The sequence below is a fragment of the Streptomyces sp. NPDC032721 genome, assembly GCF_055579625.1.
Genome location: NZ_JBVIMX010000010.1, coordinates 311,183 through 329,101, shown reverse-complemented (window position 1 = coordinate 329,101; position 17,919 = coordinate 311,183). Strand labels below are relative to the sequence as shown.

Here is a 17,919-nt window from a genome sequence, read left to right as displayed (position 1 = left end):
GGCAAGGACAGCGGCAGGGCGGCCACGAAGAAGATCAGCCGTAGCCGGTCCCCAAGGTCAGCAGCGCCAACAGGGCCGCCGAACAGCCGAGTTCGACCAGCCCCACCGTCCGCACCCGCAGCCCCCGCCCCGGCAGCAGCGCCGCCCGCAGCAGACAGCAGGCGAACAGCACCGACGACACCGGGAGCAGCAGCACCGCGCCCACCAGCGCCACCGCGTGGTAGCCGACCGAGCCGTACAGATAGCGGGGGTTGTTCCGCTCCCGGATCATCGACTTCACGTACAGGACAGTGCCTGCGAAGTAGAGGAGGCACAGGGCGAACGGGACCAGCCCCTCCGCCACCGGCCCGCCGCCCAGCCGCAGCGCGACCAGCAGCACGGCGCACGCCGGGACCACCGCCACCAGGCCGTTCACCAGGCTCCGCTCCCGATTGCGCAGCGCGTACAGGGTGTTGACGGCGAAGAACGGCAGCGCGCCCGCCACCGCGACCAGCAGCCACGGCCGCACCACCAGCAGCACAACGCCCAGCACGGCGAGCGCCGCGCCGAAGACCAGCAGCGGTTTCACGTGCCGCCCGGCGGCGCGCGGATTGCGCGACAGCCGGCGCAGCCGGACGTACTGCTGGAGGTGGAAGGCCGTCGTGTACGCCAGCAGCCAGCACACGAACAGCGGCAGGTGCAGCCAGGTCGGCGAGCCGAGGAAGGTGCCCACGGCGTACGGCACGGTGAGCATGGCCCACGCGCCGTGCTGGTCGGGCACCCACTTCGTACGCCTGCTCACGCTCACGCCGCGATCCCGTGCGACGCGGGGACTGCGTTGGCCGCGGTACGGGGCAGGGCCTCGCCCGGTGCCGCCACGTCCCCCGGCCTCGGCAGCAGCCGGACCGGCGCACCCGGCTCCACTCCCTCCGGCGGTACGACCGCCAGCGCGGCACAGGCGGCGAGACCGCGCAGCATGGCGGGCCCGTGGAAGTCCAGCGGGTGCACCTCACGCACCTCCCCGGGCTCCTCCCGTATCCCGACCGGCAGCAGGGACGTGGACGGGGCGCGCCCCGGCAGCCGTACCCCCGCCGGAAGGCCGACCGGGGGAGCGGGCGGCAGCCCGGCGAGGGTGCGCAGCAGCGGGACGGCGAGGGTGGCCGTCGCGGCGACCGCCGCCAGGGGGTTGCCAGGCAGGCCGACCACCGGACGGCCGTCCGGCAGCACCGCCAGGAGCATCGGATGACCGGGGCGTACGGCGACGCTGTCGACCAGCAGCCGCGCACCTAGCGACTCCAGGGCGCGGCGCACGTGGTCGACCGGGCCCCGGGCCGAGCCGCCCGTGGTGAGCACCACGTCCGCCGTCGAGGCGGCCAGCGCGGTGCGCAGCGCGTCGAGGTCGTCCGGCACCCGCCGGGGGGCGGGCACCCGCACGCCGAGCGCGTCCAGCCACGGCACGAGCAGCGGACCCAGCGCGTCGCGGACCCGGCCGCGCCCGGGAAGGCCCCGGTCGAGGAGTTCGTCACCGAGGACCAGCAGGTCGGCGCGGGGGCGGGCGGTCACGGTGAGGGTGTCGTGCCCGCAGGCCGCCGCGAGCCCTACGACGGCGGGCGTGACGGGCGTACCGGCCGGGAACAGGGCGTCACCCGCCCGGCACTCCTGACCACGCCGGCGGATGTCCCGCCCGAGGAAGGAAACGGCGGCACCGGCACCCAGCACCCCGTCGGCGGCACCGGCCTCCAGCACGCCACCGGCAGCACCGGCACTCAGCACGCCACCGGCGGTACCGGCCCCCAGCACGCCACCGGCAGCACCGGCCCCCAGCACGCCACCGTTGCCGACCCGGGCGCTCAGCACACCCCCCACCACCTCCCCCTCCTCGCTCCGCAGCACCAGCCCCGCCCCCTCCGGCACCGGCGCCCCCGTCGCGATGGTCACCGCCTCGCCCCGGTCCAGCGGCCCGCCCGTACCGCCCGCGAGCACCCGGCCCCTTACCCGCCAGGGGCCCGGTCCGCAGACGGCCCAGCCGTCCATCGCCGAGGTGTCGAAAGCGGGCAGGTCGGTGAGGGAGGCGAGCGGCATGGTCAGTGCCCGGCCGGTGGCTTCGGTCAGTGGCAGCCGTTCGGCCATCAGCGGCCTCACGGCGGAGGCGGCGACCGAGTGCGCGTGCGCCCAGGTGTGCATGGGAGAGATCGACCGCCCTTCGGGCCAAAAGGCCTTATTACGCAAGCACTTTGTTTGCGAATTCCACCATGTCACCCCTCGCGGAGCGGAATTGTGGAATTAGGTCACTGTCCGGCGGGACCAAAGTCCCCGGGTGCGGCGCGAAAGCGGTCATAGGGTCGGGATGGGCCCGTAAACGCATCGGCGGACATGTCGGAGCGCCAGGGCCGGAGTTCTCTTTCCCGGAGGGGTCAAGTTGCGGCAGAACCAGGGCGGCGCGGCGGAAGCGCTGCTCAAGGCCGGACGGTATTTCACCAAGGCCGAAGTGTCCGACGACCTGCGGTCCGTGCACCGCACCGGCGGACGGGAGGGCGAGGCGTTCTACCGGGACCGCTGGAGCCACGACAAGGTCGTGAACTCCACGCACGGCGTGAACTGCACCGGCTCGTGCCGCTGGAAGGTCTACGTCAAGGACGGGATCATCACCTGGGAGACCCAGGCCACCGACTACCCCTCCGTCGGACCCGACCGCCCCGAGTACGAACCGCGCGGCTGCCCGCGCGGCGCCTCCTTCTCCTGGTACAGCTACTCGCCCACCCGGGTCCGCCACCCCTATGTGCGCGGCACCCTGCTCTCGATGTACCGCGAGGCCAGGCAGCGGCTGAAGGACCCCGTCCTGGCCTGGGCCGACATCCAGCGCGACCCGGCCCGCAGGCGTACGTACCAGCAGGCCAGGGGCAAGGGCGGACTGGTCAGGGCGAGCTGGGACGAGGCCCTGGAGATCGCCGCCGCCGCACACGTGCACACCATCAAGGAGCACGGTCCCGACCGGGTCGCCGGGTTCTCCCCGATCCCCGCGATGTCGATGGCCTCGCACGCGGCCGGCGCCCGCTTCCACTCGCTCATCGGCGCGCCGATGCTGTCCTTCTACGACTGGTACGCCGACCTTCCGGTGGCCTCCCCGCAGGTCTTCGGCGACCAGACCGACGTCCCCGAGTCGGGCGACTGGTGGGACGCCGCGTACCTGATGATGTGGGGCTCCAACGTCCCCGTCACCCGCACCCCGGACGCGCACTGGATGGCCGAGGCCCGTTATCGGGGCCAGAAGGTCGTCACCGTTTCCCCGGATTTCGCGGACAACACCAAATTCGCCGACGAATGGATGCACCCGCACCCCGGCACGGACGGTGCGCTCGCCCTCGCCATGGGCCACGTCATCCTCAAGGAATTCTTCGTCGACCGCGAAACCCCCTTCTTCCGGGATTACGTACGCCAGTACACCGACCTGCCCTTCCTGGTCACCCTGCGCGAAACCGAAAAGGGCCTCGTGCCGCACAAGTTCCTCAATGCGGCCGACCTCGGGCAGGACACCGAGAACGCCCGGTGGAAGACCGTCCTCGTCGACGACGCGACCGGCGAGCCCGTCGTCCCGCACGGCACCCTCGGCCACCGCTGGGGCAAGAACGAGACCCCCGAGTGGAACCTCGACCTCGGCGACACCGTGCCCCGCCTCACTCTCCACGGCGAGGAGTCGGCGGAGATCGTGCTGCCCCGCTTCGAGGAGGACGAGCCCGGCACCGTACGGCGCGGAGTCCCGGTCCGCCGCGTCGGCGGGCACCTCGTCACCACCGTCTACGACCTGATGCTCGCGCAGTACGGAGTCGGCCGCGACGGACTCCCGGGGGAGTGGCCCACCTCGTACGACGACGCCTCGCAGCCCGGCACCCCGGCCTGGCAGGAGACCCTCACCTCCGTACCGGCGGCCCAAGCGGCGCGCGTGGCAAGGGAGTTCGGGGAGACCGCCGAGAAGTCGCAGGGCCGCTGCATGATCCTGATGGGCGCGGGCACCAACCACTGGTTCCACTCCGAGACCATCTACCGCGCCTTCCTCGCCCTGCTCACCCTCACCGGCTGCCAGGGCCGCAACGGCGGCGGCTGGGGCCACTACGTCGGCCAGGAGAAGTGCCGCCCGGTCACCGGCTGGGCCACCCTCGCCAGTGCCTCCGACTGGGCGCGCCCGCCCCGCCACATGATCGGCGCGGGCTGGTTCTACCTGCACACCGACCAGTGGCGGTACGACACCCTGCCCGCCGAGGCCCTCGCCTCGCCCCTCGCGGAAGGCACCTTCGACGGCATGTCGGGCGCCGACTGCCTGGCCGCGTCCGCCCGGATGGGCTGGATGCCCTCCTACCCCACCTTCGACCGCAACCCCCTCGAACTCGGCGCCGCCGACGACCCCGTCAAGGCGGCCGTCGACGAACTCAAGGCGGGCACCCTCGGCTTCGCGGGCGAGGACCCCGACGCCCCGCAGAACTGGCCGCGCGTCCTCAACGTGTGGCGGGCCAACCTCCTGGGCTCCAGCTCCAAGGGCAACGAGTACTTCCTCAAACACCTCCTGGGCACCCACCACAACCTCCCCGACGACGGCCCGCGCTGCGAGCCGCGCGACGTGACCTGGCACGAGGCGGACGTCGAGGGCAAGCTGGACCTGCTCACGACCATGGACTTCCGGATGACGTCCACGACGCTGCTGTCCGACGTCGTCCTCCCGGCCGCCACCTGGTACGAGAAGCACGACCTGTCCTCCACGGACATGCACCCCTTCCTGCACGCCTTCACCCCGGCCGTCGACCCGCCCTGGCAGACCCGCTCCGACTACGACGCCTTCCACGGCCTCGCCCGCCGCTTCAGCGAACTGGCCGCCGAACACCTGGGCGTACGCAGGGACCTGGTGGCCACCGCCCTCCAGCACGACACCCCCGGCGGCGAGATGGCCCAGCCCGGCGGCGTCGCCCTCGACTGGTCCAAGGGCGAGTGCGAGCCGGTGCCCGGACGCACCATGTACAACCTCGCCGTGGTGGAACGCGACTACGGCGCCATCGGCGCGAAGTTCGCCGCACTGGGCCCGCTGGTCGACAAGCTCGGCGTCACCACCAAGGCCATCACCTTCGACGTCGGCGAGGAGGTCGACTACCTCGGCGCGAAGAACGGCACCGTACGCGGCGGAATCGCCGACGGACGCCCCCGCCTGGACACCGCCGCACGCGCCTGCGAGGCGATCCTCTCCCTCTCCGGCACCTCCAACGGCCGCCTCGCCGTACAGGGCTTCAAGACCCTGGAGAAGAAGGTCGGCACCGAGATGGCCCACCTGGCCGCCGAGGCCGAGGGCAAACGCGTCACCTTCGCCGACACCCAGGCCCGCCCCGTCCCCGTCATCACCTCGCCCGAGTGGTCCGGCAGCGAGTCCGGCGGACGCCGCTACACCGCGTTCACCGTCAACACCGAACACCTCAAGCCCTGGCACACCCTGACGGGCCGTCAGCACTTCTTCATCGACCACGACTGGCTGCACGAGGTCGGCGAGGCACTCCCCGTCTACAAGCCGCCGCTCAACATGCACCGCCTGTACGGGGAACCCGAGCTCGGCCGCGTCGAGGAGAAGACCGTCGCCGTCCGCTACCTCACCCCGCACAACAAGTGGGCCATCCACTCCATGTACCAGGACAACCACTACATGATGGCGCTCGGCCGCGGCGGCCAGACGGTGTGGATGTCCCCGCAGGACGCCGAGTCCATCGGCGTCGCCGACAACGACTGGATCGAGGCGGTCAACCGCAACGGCGTCATCACCGCCCGCGCGATCGTCTCCCACAAGATGCCGCCCGGCACCGTCTACATGAACCACGCCCAGGAGCGCACCGTCGGCGTCCCGCGCACCGAGAAGACCGGCCGGCGCGGCGGCATCCACAACTCGCTCACCCGCGTGATGCTCAAGCCCACCCATCTCGTCGGCGGTTACGCCCAGTTGACCTGGGCCTTCAACTACCTCGGTCCGACCGGCAACCAGCGCGACGAGGTCACCGTGATCCGCCGCCGCAGCCAGAACGTGGAGTACTGACATGCGCGTCATGGCCCAGATCGCGATGGTCATGAACCTCGACAAGTGCATCGGCTGCCACACCTGCTCCGTCACCTGCAAGCAGGCATGGACCAACCGGCAGGGCACCGAGTACGTCTGGTTCAACAACGTCGAGACCCTCCCGGGCCAGGGCTACCCCCGCCGCTGGGAGGACCAGGAGAAGTGGAAGGGCGGCTGGGAACGCACCCGCTCCGGCAAGCTCCGCCTGCGCTCCGGCAGCCGCCTCAGGCGCCTCGGCAACCTCTTCGCCAACCCCGAACTCCCGGAGATGGCGGACTACTACCAGCCCTGGACGTACGAGTACAAGAACCTCACCGAGGCCCCGGCGGGCGACGACCTGCCCACCGCCCGCCCGGTGAACACCGTCACCGGTGCCCCCATCGACAAGATCGAATGGGGCCCCAACTGGGACGACAACCTCGGCGGCGCGGTCGAGCACGGCCCCCGCGACCCGATCGTGGAGAAGATCCGCGACGAGGTCGGCGAGAGGATCAGGTTCGAGTTCGAGCAGTCGTTCATGTTCTACCTGCCGCGCATCTGCGAGCACTGCCTCAACCCGGCCTGCGTCTCGTCCTGCCCATCCGGCGCGATGTACAAGCGCGCCGAGGACGGCATCGTGCTGGTCGACCAGGACCGGTGCCGGGGCTGGCGGATGTGCGTCAGCTCGTGCCCGTACAAGAAGGTCTACTTCAACCACCACACCGGCAAGGCCGAGAAGTGCACCTTCTGCTTCCCGCGCATCGAGGTCGGCATGCCGACCGTCTGCTCCGAGACCTGCGTGGGCCGCATGCGCTACCTGGGCGTCATGCTGTACGACGCCGACAGGGTCGCCGAAGCGGCGGCGGTCGAGGACGAACAGGACCTCTACCCAAGCCAGTTGGAGTGCTTCCTCGACCCGCACGACCCCGCGGTCCGGGCCGCCGCCCGCGCGAGCGGCATCACCGAGGAGTGGCTCGACGCCGCCCGCCGCTCCCCGGTGTACGACCTCATCGCCACGTACCAGGTCGCCCTGCCCCTCCACCCGGAGTACCGCACCATGCCGATGGTCTGGTACGTGCCGCCGCTGTCCCCGGTCGTCGAGGCGGTCGCCGCCACCGGCAGCGACGGCGAGGACGCGGGCAACCTGTTCGGCGCGATCGACGCGATGCGCATCCCCGTCGAGTACCTCGCCGAGGTCCTCGCCGCGGGTGACACGGGGGTCGTGGACGCGGTCCTGCACAGGATGGCGGCGATGCGCGCCTACATGCGGCGCGTCAACCTCGGCGAGGAGCGCGACGAGTCCATAGCCCGCGCGGTCGGCCTGACCGGCGAGGAGATGGAGGACATGTTCCGCCTGCTGGCCATCGCCAAGCTGGAGGACCGCTTCGTGGTGCCGAGCGCCGCCCGCGCGGACGCCGACGCACTCGCCGACGCGCACCCCCTGGAGGAAGAGGGCTGCCCGGTCGCCGACCTGGGCGCGGCAGCCCCCGCCCGCGTGATGCTCAACCTCGGACCCACCCGGAGGAGCGCATGACCGCCGTCACCACCGCCACCGCCACCGTCGACTTCGACCCCGACTCCGTGACCCGGCTGATCGCCGGACGCTGCCTGGAGTACCCCGACTCCCGGCTGTACGGCGACCTGCCGCAGCTGCGCGAGGCCCTCGCCGACGCAGGACCGGAGGCCGCCGCCCTCCTCGGCGGCTTCCTCGACCACGTCGCCGCCACCGAACCCCTGGACCTGGGCGCGCACTACACCTCCACCTTCGACACCCGCAACCGGCGCTGCCTGTACCTCACTTGGTGGGCCGACGGCGACACCAGGCGGCGCGGCCTCTCCCTCGTACGCGTCAAACAGCTCTACCGGGAACACGGCCTGGAGTACGCCGACGAGGAACTCCCCGACTTCCTCCCCGTCGCCCTCGACTTCGCCGCCCGCCACCCCGAAGCGGGTACCGCCCTTCTGGAGGAGCACCGGGTCGGCCTGGAGTTGCTGCGGCTCGCCGTCACGGCGGCCGACACCCCGTACAGCGCCGTACTCGAAGCCCTCTGCACCACGCTCCCCGGCCCCTCCCCGCAGACCAGGGAGGAGGCCAAGGCGATGGCCCGCAAGGGCCCGCCACAGGAACTCGTCGGCATCGGCTCCCCACTGGAGCCCCTGCTGGAGCCCTTCGGGCCCGGCATCGACCCGCCCTGGCCGACCGTCGGCACCCGCACCCCGTCCGAAAGGCCGTCGGCATGATGGACCTCCTCCTGTGGGGCGTCCTGCCCTACGTCTCGATCGCCCTGCTCATCGCGGGCACCATCTGGCGCGGCCGCTACGACCAGTTCGGCTGGACCTCGCACTCCTCCCAGCTCCACGAGTCCAAGCTGCTGCGCATCGGATCCCCGCTCTTCCACTTCGGCATGCTCTTCGTGGTCCTCGGCCACGTCGTCGGCCTCCTCATCCCGCAGAGCTGGACCGACGCGGTCGGCATCAGCGACCACACGTACCACCTGATGGCGGTCGGTACGGGCGCGATAGCGGGCGCGGCGGCGGCGGTCGGCATCGGCCTCCTGGTCCACCGCCGCCTCAAGGTCCCGGCAGTGCGCCGCGCGACCCTGCGCAGCGACCACCTGATGTACACCTTCCTGCTCGGCGCGATCGTCCTCGGCCTGCTCGCCACAGCCCTCAACTCGACCGGCGCGACGGACGGTTACAACTACCGCGAGGGCATCTCCCCGTGGTTCCGCTCCCTGTTCACCTTCTCGCCCGACTACACCCTCATGTCGAGCGCGCCCCTCGCCTTCAAGCTGCACATCCTCTTCGGCTTCACGCTCTTCGCGCTGATCCCGTACTCGCGGCTGGTGCACATGTTCAGCGCCCCGGTGAAGTACGTCTTCAGGCCGTACGTGGTCTACCGCAGCCGGGACCCGAAGGTGCCCGCGCAGCGCCCGGAGCGCAGGGGGTGGGAGCGTACGCGCTGAGGACGGCGTGCGGGGCGGGGACGGCGTACGAGAGACGCCGCCCCCGCAGCGATGAGTAAGACGGCTCCGCCAGGTCTACCCATGGACGGACCGAACGCACTCATCACCCACTCACCGGGAGCACGGCATGGGCCTCATCCACATCGAACAGTTCACCACCCTCGACCTGGTCGGGCAGGCGCCCGGCGGCCCCGAGGAGGACCCGGCGGGGTTCCCGTTCGGCGGCTGGCAGGCGCCCCTGATGGACGAGGTCGCCGGCGCGCAGATCAGCGCCGCGTACGAGGGCACCGACGCCCTCCTCCTCGGCCGGCGTACGTACGACATCTTCGCCGCCCACTGGCCGCACCAGAAGGGCGGCCCGGACAACGAGATCGCCACCCTCTTCAACAGCATCCCGAAGTACGTGGCCTCCCGGGGCAAGCCCGACCTCGCCTGGGCGGGATCCACCCTGCTCGGCCCCGACCTGGTCGAATCGGTGCGGGAGATCCGGGAACGGCACGAGAACATCAAGGTCGTCGGAAGCCTGAACCTGGTCCAGACCCTGTTGCGCGAGAGGCTCTTCGACCGCCTCGACCTCTGGGTGCACCCGATCGTGCTCGGCGTCGGCAAGAAGCTCTTCGACGGCGGCGCCGTCCCCGCGAACATCACCCTCCTCGCACCGCCGGAGGCCAGCCCCAAGGGCACCGTGCACCTGCGCTACGGCCTGGCCAAGGGCACGCCGGGAACGGGCGACATGAGCGCACCCGACCGGGGAGTGGGCAACGACCGCTGAGGGGAGTGGGGCGGCTGCCGGTGCCTCAGCCGTCGAGTGCGGCACGCACCAGGCGGAGCCCCTCCGCCCGCAAGCGGTCCCGGTCGGGCATCCCGTCGTCCCGACGCCAGCGCCAGGCCGAGAACAGCGCCCAGTTCAGGGCGCGGCACCGGCGGATCAGGTCGTGGTCGGCCCCCGGGTAGTGCTTGCCCACTTCCTCGGGTGCGTGGGCGAGGTCGAACTCGACCGGACCCCGGCAGCAGGTGGCGAGGTCCACGAAGAGCGGGCCTCGCCGGGTGCCGAGGAGGTTTCCCGGATGCGGTTCGCCGTGGAGCAACTGCTGACGGCCCGCGCTGGCCCGGTCGATCGCGGTGCCCAGTTCGCGGAGGGTGCCGCCGAGGAACTCCCGTTCCACAGTGGGCAGTTCGGGGGACTGCTCCCGGTCGGTCACCACGTCGAGTGCCCGGTCGACGCGATCGGTGAAGTGCGGTGCGACCAGGTCGGTCAGGCCGGGCAGGTCGGTCCGGCGCAGGGCGGCGTGGTGGCGCAGGAACACCTCGGCGTAGTCGGCCGGGGCGATCTCCGGGACCACGGGTGCGTAGTAGGTCCAGAGCGAGACGGCGAAGCCCCCGCGCGAGAAGACCCGGGCTCTGGCCCGAGGGTCGAGCTCGCCCACCGGGGCACCGGCGTCGGTGAGCCGCCGGGCGACCTCCACCTCGAACTCGGAACCGGCCAGGTCCCCCAGCGGTGCGACGCGGGCCAGTACGTCACAGGGGAGCAGGCGCAGCGCGACGCGGTCCGAGTCATGGATGACGATCACGTCGTCGACCCGGTGGCCGAGCTCCGAGGCGACCTCCCGGCCCGCGTCGATCGCCCGGCGAAGTTCCGGCTGCCGCACTGTGCCCTCCATCGTTCTGCGTTCTTCGTTCTTCGATCTGCGTTCAGCGGGTGGTGAGGTTCCCGGCGAGGGTCAGGAAGAGCTGGAGGTTCGCGACCTCCACGGCCGCCACGTTCGCCCAGGGCCGGGGCTCGCCGCGCTTGTTCACGTACATCCTGCCTCCCCTGACGGCGATCTCCTCCACGTCGGCCCAGCCGAGGGAACCCTGTGCCGTGCCGGTCAGCCCGCTCGCGGACACCGTCAGCGCGCTGAAGTCCACGCTCCGGCCGCCCCTGACCGATTCCAGCAGCGGTACGCACTGGGCGCGGGCGATCGCTTCCTGCAACTGCGGGCCCCAGGTCCCGGGCGCCTCGTAGAACTCGGTGATCCGCGTGCTGACCCCGCCCGAGGGGACGAGGGTGAAGACGTACTTGGTGGGCGCCGGGATCCCGTTGATGATCACCTGGGTGATCTCCTGGTAGAGCCGCACCGAGTCCCAGCGGGCGACGACCGGGTCGGCGCGGCCGGACTGGGTGTGCACGATCATCCCGTGCTCGAACAGGTGGAGCCGCTTGGCGGCCTGCTTCCGGTTGAAGTTCGGGTACCTGCGCAGCCACCAGTAGTAGGCCAGGCCGGGCACCACGAGGAGTCCCAACAGGGTGACGAGGGTGAAGACATAGAGGGCGACGAGCCCGCCGCCCAGCCGTTGGGGTGCGTACGAGGCCTGGAGCGCGCCGAGTTGATGGCGGGCGGCGAGGTCGGCGGCCTCGGTGGGTAAGGGTCCCGGCGGTACGGGCCTGCCGGGAACGGCGGACTTGGTGTGCGCGCTCATGAGGCCCGCCCCTTCTCAACTCGCGTCTGCGGAAGCATGGTTCGACGCTAGGGCGGGGCAAGGCATTCGACCAGCGAGTAGATTGCATCGCAGCCATGCACGGGGGGAATGTGTACGAGATCGACGCACTGCGGCTGCTGGTGACGGTGGCGGACACCGGTTCGTTCACCAGGGCGGCCGACCGGCTCAACTACACGCAGTCCGCGGTGTCCCGGCGGATGGCCTCCCTGGAACAGCGCGCGGGCGGCCCGCTGTTCGAGCGGCTGCCCCGGGGCGTACGGCTCAGCCCGGCGGGCCACGCGCTGTACCGTCACGCGGTGGACGTGCTCGACCGGCTGGCGCGGGCCGACCAGGAGCTCGCGACGATCCACGCGGGCCTCGGCGGAACGCTCCGCGTCGGCGCCTTCGCCACCGCCAACATCTCCCTGGTGCCCACGGCGTTACGGGAGTTGCTGCGGACCGTGCCCAGTGGCGAGAGCAGCACCGCCGCAGCGGACATCGAGATCATCACCGTCGAGGGCCGCACCGGCGCCCTGATGCGGCGCCTCGGGGACGGTGCGCTCGACCTCGCGGTGGTCAGTGACTATCCGTCGGGCCTGCCGTCCGTCGACGGAGTGACGACGCACGTGCTGCTGGAGGACGAGATCCTGGTGGCGCTGCCCCGTGACCATCCGCTGGCCGGATCCGGAACCGTCGACCTGTACGCATTGCGCGACGAGGCCTGGCTCCAGGACGCGCCGCTGGACCGCCCGATGATGCTCACCGAGGTCTGTGCACGGGCGGGCTTCCGGCCCAGGAAGATCGTCAGGATCGCCGAGTGGGCGGGGAAGTTCGGCTACGTGGCCGCCGGCCTGGGCGTCGCCCTGGTGCCCTCGCTGGCCGCCTGGGCGGTCCCCGCCGACCTGGTCTGCTGCCGCATCGGGGACCTCGCCCCGCGCCGCACCGTCCACATCGCGCTGCCCGCCACCCCGCTGCCCGCAGCCCTCCGCCTCGCCGAGCACCTCCACGGGGCCGCCGGGGGAGCGGGCCGCTGAGGCACGGGCGTCGAGGTGCCCGTACGTGGAACGGGGGCCGTGCCTGCGCGGCGCGACCCCCGATCCAGCGGACGTCAGTGTCAGTCCTGGCGGCTGGTGACTTCCACGAGGTGCGCGCCGAACTGGGTCTTGACCGGGCCCTGCACCACGCCGACGGGCGCGGAGAAGACGACCTGGTCGAACTCGGGGACCATCTGGCCCGGGCCGAACTCGCCCAGGGCGCCGCCGTTGGCCGCCGACGGGCACGAGGAGTACTGCTTGGCGAGGTCGGCGAAGTCCGCGCCGTTCTCGATCTGCTGCTTCAGGTCGGCAGCCTTTGCTTCGCTGTCTACCAGGATGTGGCGCGCGGTGGCCCTAGCCATGATCGTCATGTCCTTTCGAGTGCTTTTCGGTTTGCCGCCCCAGAATCTCACGGGCGATCAACGGGGCACGGCCGACCGGCCAAGGTGGCTCGTTCTCGGCCCCGTTCGCCCCAGTAGGACACGGTCCGCTCGTTCTGTCCCGTCGACAGTGATTGCAAGTCAGGTTAGCCTTGCCTAAATTTTGGCCGGAATGGGGCTTCCGGGGAGCCGTCCTCGTACGCGACCCCGGCCCTGTGAAAGGAACGGCCGTGTCCCCTGGTACTCGCCCCGCGCTGACGAGGACCCGTAGAAATGTCCCCCGGGTGGCGGTCGCCGCCCTCGCCGCACTCGTGCTGTCCGCCTGCGGCGGCGGTACCGACCGGGCGGCGAAGCCGGAGTCCGGGCCGTCCGCAGGGACGGGTGCGAACGCGGCGGCGTTCCCGGTGACCGTCACGCACAAGTACGGCACCACGACGATCGACGCCGAGCCGAAGAGGATCGTCACTCTCGGCCTGTCCGACCAGGACGCGGTGCTGGCGCTCGGCATCAAGCCGGTGGGCGCGGTGGACTGGTTCAAGGAGAAGCCGTACGGCAAGTGGCCGTGGGCGAAGGACAAGTGGGGCTCGGCAAAGCCCGAGATCGTCGGCGAGCGCGACGAGTACAACATGGAGAAGATCGCGGCCCTCCAGCCGGACCTGGTCATCGCCCAGTACTCGGGGATGAAGAAGGAGCAGTACGACACGCTCTCGAAGTTCACCAAGGTCGTCGCGCAGCCCAAGGAGCATGCCGACTACGCGGCGCCGTGGCAGGTGATGACCCGGCAGATCGGCAAGTCGCTCGGCAAGAACGCCGAGACCGAGAAGCTGATCACCGGCATCGACACCGCGTTCAAGGACGCCCGCGCCAAACACCCCGAGTTCGCCACGAAGACCCTGGCCGTCGCCGACAGCTTCGAGGCGGGCAAGTACTCGGCGTTCACGAAGACCGACCCCAAGTCGATCTTCTTCAGCCAGCTCGGATTCAAACTGAAGCCCGAGGTCGACAAACTGGCCAAGCCGGGCTGGAACGTCGCCGAACTCAGCGCCGAGAAGCTCGATGTGCTCGACACCGACCGGCTCGTCTGGGTCACCTCAAGCACCGAGGCCAACGACCGGATCAAGGCCGAGCCGCTCTACAAGAAGCTGAAGGTCCAGCAGGAGAAGCGCGACCTGTTCGTGCCGTACCAGGACCCGGACGTCGGGGCGGCGTTCTCCTTCAACACGGTCCTCTCGATCCCGTACGCCATCGAGCAGATCGGCCCGCTGCTGAAAGCGGTCAAGTAGCAAGTGCGGCAAGTGAGTCATTGAGCGGTGGTCGACGGCGTGCCGGGTCTTCCGGCACGCCGTCGATGCGTGCGTGCGTGCGGGGGCGTCTCTCAGCCTTCCGCCGACGCCCGCTCCACCGTCGCCGGCTGTTCCCGGCTGTCGGACCACGCCGCCCAGAGGTCCGCGTAGCGGCCTCCCGCGGCGATCAGTTCCTCGTGCGTACCCGTCTCGACGACCCGGCCGCCGTCGAGGACGACGACCCGGTCGGCGGCTGCGGCCTGCGGCAGGCGGTGCGCCACCATCAGGCCCGTACGGCCCTCCAGCGCGCGCATCGCGGCCGTCTCCAGCACCCGGGCACCGGCACTTCCCGCGTCGGCGGTCGCCTCGTCGAGGATCGCGATCCTCGGGTCCGTCAGTACGAGACGGGCCAGGGCCAGCTGCTGGGCCTGGGTCACCGTGAGCCGGTGCCCGCCCTCGCCGACCACCGTGGCCAGGCCGTCGGGCAGCGCCTCCACCCACTCCAGGGCGCCGACCTTCCCGAGCGCCGTACGCAGTTCCGCGTCGGCCGCACCGGGCCTGGCCAGCCGCAGGTCCTCGGCCAGCGGTCCCGCGAAGACGTGGACCTCCTGGCTGATGAGCGTCACCGCCCGCCGGACACCGGCCGGGCCCAGCTCCCGTACGTCGATCCCGCCGAGCGCGATCGTGCCGCCGGACGGCTCGTGCACGCCCGCGATCAGCTTGGCCAGGGTGGTCTTCCCGGCGCCGCTCGCACCGACCAGGGCCACCCGCTCGCCGTCCCGCACCACCAGGTCCACCTCGTGCAGGACCGGGTGCCCGGGGACGTAGGAATGACCGAGCGCCGAGACCTCGACCGAGCCGTCCGCCACCGGCACCGCCTCCCCGTCGCCCGTGTCGCCCGTGTCGTCCGTGTCGCCCCCGTCCTGCTCCGCGGGCTCCCGCTCGGCCGGCAGGTCCGACACGCCGACCAGGCGGGCCAGGCTCGCCCCGGCGGACTGCGCGTCGTCGATGAGGAAGAGCGCGGCGTTGATCGGGTTGAACAGGCCGTGGAAGTAGAGCGCCGCGGCCGTCGCCGTACCGATGCTCACCGAACCGCTGTCGACGAGGAAGAACCCGGTGAGCAGGACGCAGGTCAGACCGATGAACTCGGCGATGTTCAGCCGCGAGAAGAAGCCGGAGACCAGCCGGGTCCCGCGCGCGTCCAGGTCGACGGCCGCCTGCGAGCGCCGCTTGAGCAGCTCCTCGTGCCGGTCCTTGAGCCGGAACGCACGTACCGTGCGCACCCCGCCGATGCTGTCGAGCAACTGGTGCTGCAACGCACCCGTCGCCACCCGGTGCTCCGCGTACACGGTCGCCGCACGCGGCATGTACCACCGCACCGTCAGGATGTGCACCGGCACCGCCACCAGCACGGCGAGCAGGAACCGCCAGTCCAGCACGGCGAACCCGGCCAGCGTCAGCATGATGGTCAGCGCGGCCACGGTGAACTGCGGCAGGGCCTGCCGCACCGCCTTCGCGATCAGCGTGACGTCGCCGGTCACCCGCGAGGTCAGGTCACCCGAACCCGCCTGCTCCACCCGCTCCAGCGGCAGCCGCAGCGCCCGCGCGATGAACCGCTCGCGCAGCGAGGCGAGCACGGTCTCGCCGAGCCTGGCGGTCAGGGACGTGCCGATCGCGGTCGCGACCCCCCGGGCCACCGCCACGACCAGCAGCAGCACCATCGGCACCGTCAGCGCCCCGGCACCGGCCCCGTCGACGACCAGGTCGACGATCCGGCCGAGCAGCGGCGCGGTCAGCAGCCCGATGGCCGTACCGAGCACCAGCACGCTCATCGCGCCGACGGCCAGCGGACGGTGGTCGCGCAGCAGCGCGCGCACGGCGGCGAGGGTCTCGGCGGGGGTGGCGGTGGGCAGCAGCTCCCGCCCGGGGGCGAGTTCCCGCTCCGGGGCGAGCTTCCGCTCGGGCGCGCTCATGCCAGCACCGCCGACCGGTAGGCCGCGTGGTCGGCGACCAGTTCCGTATGGCCGCCCTCCGCCGAGACGGTGCCGCCGTCGAGCAGCACCACCCGGTCGGTACCGGCGAGCAGGGCGGGGCTGGTGGTGACCAGGAGGGTGGTGCGCCCTTGGCGCAGCTCCCGCAGCCGGTCCGCGATCCGCGACTCGGTGACCGTGTCGACTGCGGTGGTCGGGTCGTGCACCACGAGCACCGCCGGGTCGGCGGCCAGTGCACGGGCCAGCGCCACCCGCTGGCGCTGCCCGCCGGACAGCGACCGCCCGCGCTCGGTGAGTACGGTGTCCACCCCGTCGGGCAGCGCCTCGGCCACCTCGTCCGCCGTCGCGGCGGCCAGCGCGGGACCGATGTCCGACGCGCTCCGGTCCGTCGACGCCCGTACGTTGTCCAGCAGGCTCGCCTCGAACAGGTCGGCATCGTGATGCGCGACCAGGACCGCCCGGCGCGAACCCTCCGGATCGAGCTCGCTCAGCGGTACGCCGTCCAGCTCGACGGACCCCTCGGCGGGGTCGAGCTCACGGCCCAGGCACAGCAGCAGATCGCGTGCGGCGGCCGGGTCCCGGGCGACCACGCCCACCAGGCTGCCGGGCGCGATGTCGAGATCGACACCGCGCAGCGCCCCGTGCGTGACCGCGCGCAGGCGCAGCCGTCCGGCGATCCGGCGGGGGAGCGGCACCGTTCCCGCGCCGACGGCGTACGGCGAGCCGAGCACCTCGGCGACCCGGGCTGCCGAGGCGCGGCCCTGGGCGAGTTCGCCATTGACGTACGTGAGCATCTGGAACGGGCCGAGGAGGTACTGCGCGAGGCCGACGGCCGCCACCAGTTCACCCACGCTGATCGTGCCCCGTATCGCCAGATGGGCGCCGACCAGGGCGATCACCACGATGAAGACACCCGTGAGGGAGAGGATCGCGCCGTCGTGCCAGGCCCGGCTGCGGGCGGCGCGCAGGGCGGCCGCCAGGGAATCCCGGCTGGTCACCCGGTAGCGGGACACCGCCGCCTGCTCGGCGCCGATCCCCTTCAGGACGCGCAGCCCGGAGACGAGGTCGGCGGCGACACCGGACGCGTGCGCGGCGTGCTCCTGCTCCGCCTCGCTGCGCCGCTCCAGCGGACGGCTGATCAGATGCCCGATCCACAACAGCGGTGGTACGCCCAGGAGTACGAGCAGCCCCAGCGGCACCGACACCCGCAGCAGCGCCACCGCGCTGATGACCAGTCCGGCGAGCGCCGACATCGCGTACGGCAGCGCCGAGGCGACCTTGCCCACCCGCTGCGCGTCACCGGTCGCGACGGCGGTCAGCACACCGGGCAGCCTTCCCGCGTCCACCCCGCCGCGCGGGTCGAGTATTCGGGCGCCGAGGTCGAGCCGGACGCGGTGCGCGGCGTGCTCGGACGCCGCCTCGGTGATCCGGGCGGACGTGCGGTAGCACGTGGACAGGACGAAGAAGAGCGCGGCGAGCACCAGCAGCCAGCGCAGCAGGGCGCCGGACGAACCGGTCGCCACGGCCTCGTCGATCACCAGCCCGATCACGACGGGCACCATCGCCTCGCAGCCCTGGTGCGTCATGGCCAGGGCCGATGCGCCGACGATGCGGCGACGTTGGTCGCGGAGCACGTCGCGCAGGACGCGTCTCCCCGATGGTTCTCCGGCGGGCATGCGAGGCCTCCACGGCAAGGGGCGGGGTGAGTACGGGGTAAGTGAGGCAAGGCTAACCTGGCGGAACTTCGCGCGTTGACCAGTCAGGA

Annotated in this window: 14 protein-coding genes; 7 read left to right on the top strand and 7 right to left on the bottom strand. The window is 71.6% G+C overall.

Translation table 11 applies throughout. The annotated features are described in order from the left end of the window. Positions 1-34: 34 nt before the first annotated feature. Both ACZ5PB_RS22845 and ACZ5PB_RS22840 read right to left on the bottom strand, forming a co-directional pair. Entirely contained in the window at positions 35-787 is a 753-nt protein-coding gene (locus ACZ5PB_RS22845; protein ID WP_468693550.1) for a YwiC-like family protein, read from the bottom strand. Next, positions 784-2,163, bottom strand: a complete 1,380-nt coding sequence (locus ACZ5PB_RS22840) for a molybdopterin molybdotransferase MoeA (RefSeq protein ID WP_468693549.1) — start codon at positions 2,161-2,163, stop codon at positions 784-786. Before ACZ5PB_RS22840 ends, ACZ5PB_RS22845 begins: the two co-directional genes overlap by 4 nt. Before the next feature lie 235 nt (positions 2,164-2,398). Between ACZ5PB_RS22840 and ACZ5PB_RS22835 the strand changes: the two genes are divergently transcribed. The 5 genes from ACZ5PB_RS22835 to ACZ5PB_RS22815 all read left to right on the top strand — a co-directional run bounded on the left by ACZ5PB_RS22835 (position 2,399) and on the right by ACZ5PB_RS22815 (position 9,778). Further along, complete coding sequence (locus tag ACZ5PB_RS22835; protein WP_468693548.1) at positions 2,399-6,040, top strand: nitrate reductase subunit alpha; 3,642 nt, start codon at positions 2,399-2,401, stop codon at positions 6,038-6,040. A gap of 1 nt (position 6,041) precedes the next feature. Then, positions 6,042-7,574: a nitrate reductase subunit beta gene (gene narH, locus ACZ5PB_RS22830; protein WP_468693547.1), complete on the top strand. Its 1,533-nt coding sequence runs from the start codon at positions 6,042-6,044 to the stop codon at positions 7,572-7,574. Continuing rightward, positions 7,571-8,281: a nitrate reductase molybdenum cofactor assembly chaperone gene (narJ, locus tag ACZ5PB_RS22825; RefSeq protein ID WP_468693546.1), complete on the top strand. Its 711-nt coding sequence runs from the start codon at positions 7,571-7,573 to the stop codon at positions 8,279-8,281. The genes narH and narJ overlap by 4 nt, the downstream gene beginning before the upstream one ends. Further along, positions 8,281-9,006, top strand: coding sequence for a respiratory nitrate reductase subunit gamma (narI, locus tag ACZ5PB_RS22820; RefSeq protein WP_468693603.1), 726 nt, complete (start codon positions 8,281-8,283; stop codon positions 9,004-9,006). Before narJ ends, narI begins: the two co-directional genes overlap by 1 nt. Positions 9,007-9,133: 127 nt before the next feature. Continuing rightward, positions 9,134-9,778 carry a dihydrofolate reductase family protein gene (locus ACZ5PB_RS22815; protein WP_468693545.1) on the top strand — a complete coding sequence of 215 codons (645 nt, stop codon included), beginning with the start codon at positions 9,134-9,136 and terminating at the stop codon, positions 9,776-9,778. 25 nt (positions 9,779-9,803) lie between these two features. Here the strand turns inward: ACZ5PB_RS22815 and ACZ5PB_RS22810 are convergent, their stop codons facing one another. Beyond that, positions 9,804-10,667, bottom strand: a complete 864-nt coding sequence (locus ACZ5PB_RS22810) for a phosphotransferase (RefSeq protein WP_468693544.1) — start codon at positions 10,665-10,667, stop codon at positions 9,804-9,806. 31 nt (positions 10,668-10,698) lie between these two features. Next, the gene (locus ACZ5PB_RS22805; protein WP_468693543.1) at positions 10,699-11,466 is read right to left on the bottom strand and encodes a DUF6585 family protein; all 768 of its coding nucleotides are present in this window, start codon (positions 11,464-11,466) and stop codon (positions 10,699-10,701) included. Positions 11,467-11,561: 95 nt separating this feature from the next. Here ACZ5PB_RS22805 and ACZ5PB_RS22800 point away from each other — a divergent pair, with 95 nt between their 5' ends. Next, positions 11,562-12,500: a LysR family transcriptional regulator gene (locus tag ACZ5PB_RS22800; RefSeq protein ID WP_468693542.1), complete on the top strand. Its 939-nt coding sequence runs from the start codon at positions 11,562-11,564 to the stop codon at positions 12,498-12,500. Positions 12,501-12,580: 80 nt separating this feature from the next. Here ACZ5PB_RS22800 and ACZ5PB_RS22795 read toward each other — a convergent pair whose 3' ends face one another. Further along, positions 12,581-12,862: a peptidylprolyl isomerase gene (locus tag ACZ5PB_RS22795; protein ID WP_468693541.1), complete on the bottom strand. Its 282-nt coding sequence runs from the start codon at positions 12,860-12,862 to the stop codon at positions 12,581-12,583. A gap of 248 nt (positions 12,863-13,110) precedes the next feature. Between ACZ5PB_RS22795 and ACZ5PB_RS22790 the strand changes: the two genes are divergently transcribed. After that, positions 13,111-14,163 (top strand): iron-siderophore ABC transporter substrate-binding protein, encoded by a 1,053-nt coding sequence (locus ACZ5PB_RS22790; RefSeq protein WP_468693540.1) that lies wholly within the window; start codon positions 13,111-13,113, stop codon positions 14,161-14,163. A 92-nt stretch (positions 14,164-14,255) separates the two neighbouring features. Here ACZ5PB_RS22790 and ACZ5PB_RS22785 read toward each other — a convergent pair whose 3' ends face one another. Continuing rightward, positions 14,256-16,136: an ABC transporter ATP-binding protein gene (locus tag ACZ5PB_RS22785; RefSeq protein ID WP_468693539.1), complete on the bottom strand. Its 1,881-nt coding sequence runs from the start codon at positions 16,134-16,136 to the stop codon at positions 14,256-14,258. Next, positions 16,133-17,830 (bottom strand): ABC transporter ATP-binding protein, encoded by a 1,698-nt coding sequence (locus ACZ5PB_RS22780; protein ID WP_468693538.1) that lies wholly within the window; start codon positions 17,828-17,830, stop codon positions 16,133-16,135. Before ACZ5PB_RS22780 ends, ACZ5PB_RS22785 begins: the two co-directional genes overlap by 4 nt. Between the last annotated feature and the right edge of the window lie 89 nt (positions 17,831-17,919).

Excerpts from the sequence above, each read along its gene's own strand:
- ACZ5PB_RS22810 (WP_468693544.1), bottom strand. The coding sequence starts at position 10,667 with ATGGAGGGCACAGTGCGGCAGCCGGAACTTCGCCGGGCGATCGACGCG.
- narH (WP_468693547.1), top strand. The coding sequence starts at position 6,042 with ATGCGCGTCATGGCCCAGATCGCGATGGTCATGAACCTCGACAAGTGC.
- ACZ5PB_RS22840 (WP_468693549.1), bottom strand. The coding sequence starts at position 2,163 with ATGCACACCTGGGCGCACGCGCACTCGGTCGCCGCCTCCGCCGTGAGG.
- ACZ5PB_RS22795 (WP_468693541.1), bottom strand. The coding sequence starts at position 12,862 with ATGGCTAGGGCCACCGCGCGCCACATCCTGGTAGACAGCGAAGCAAAG.
- narI (WP_468693603.1), top strand. The coding sequence starts at position 8,281 with ATGGACCTCCTCCTGTGGGGCGTCCTGCCCTACGTCTCGATCGCCCTG.
- ACZ5PB_RS22800 (WP_468693542.1), top strand. The coding sequence starts at position 11,562 with ATGCACGGGGGGAATGTGTACGAGATCGACGCACTGCGGCTGCTGGTG.
- ACZ5PB_RS22815 (WP_468693545.1), top strand. The coding sequence starts at position 9,134 with ATGGGCCTCATCCACATCGAACAGTTCACCACCCTCGACCTGGTCGGG.
- narJ (WP_468693546.1), top strand. The coding sequence starts at position 7,571 with ATGACCGCCGTCACCACCGCCACCGCCACCGTCGACTTCGACCCCGAC.
- ACZ5PB_RS22805 (WP_468693543.1), bottom strand. The coding sequence starts at position 11,466 with ATGAGCGCGCACACCAAGTCCGCCGTTCCCGGCAGGCCCGTACCGCCG.
- ACZ5PB_RS22780 (WP_468693538.1), bottom strand. The coding sequence starts at position 17,830 with ATGCCCGCCGGAGAACCATCGGGGAGACGCGTCCTGCGCGACGTGCTC.
- ACZ5PB_RS22785 (WP_468693539.1), bottom strand. The coding sequence starts at position 16,136 with ATGAGCGCGCCCGAGCGGAAGCTCGCCCCGGAGCGGGAACTCGCCCCC.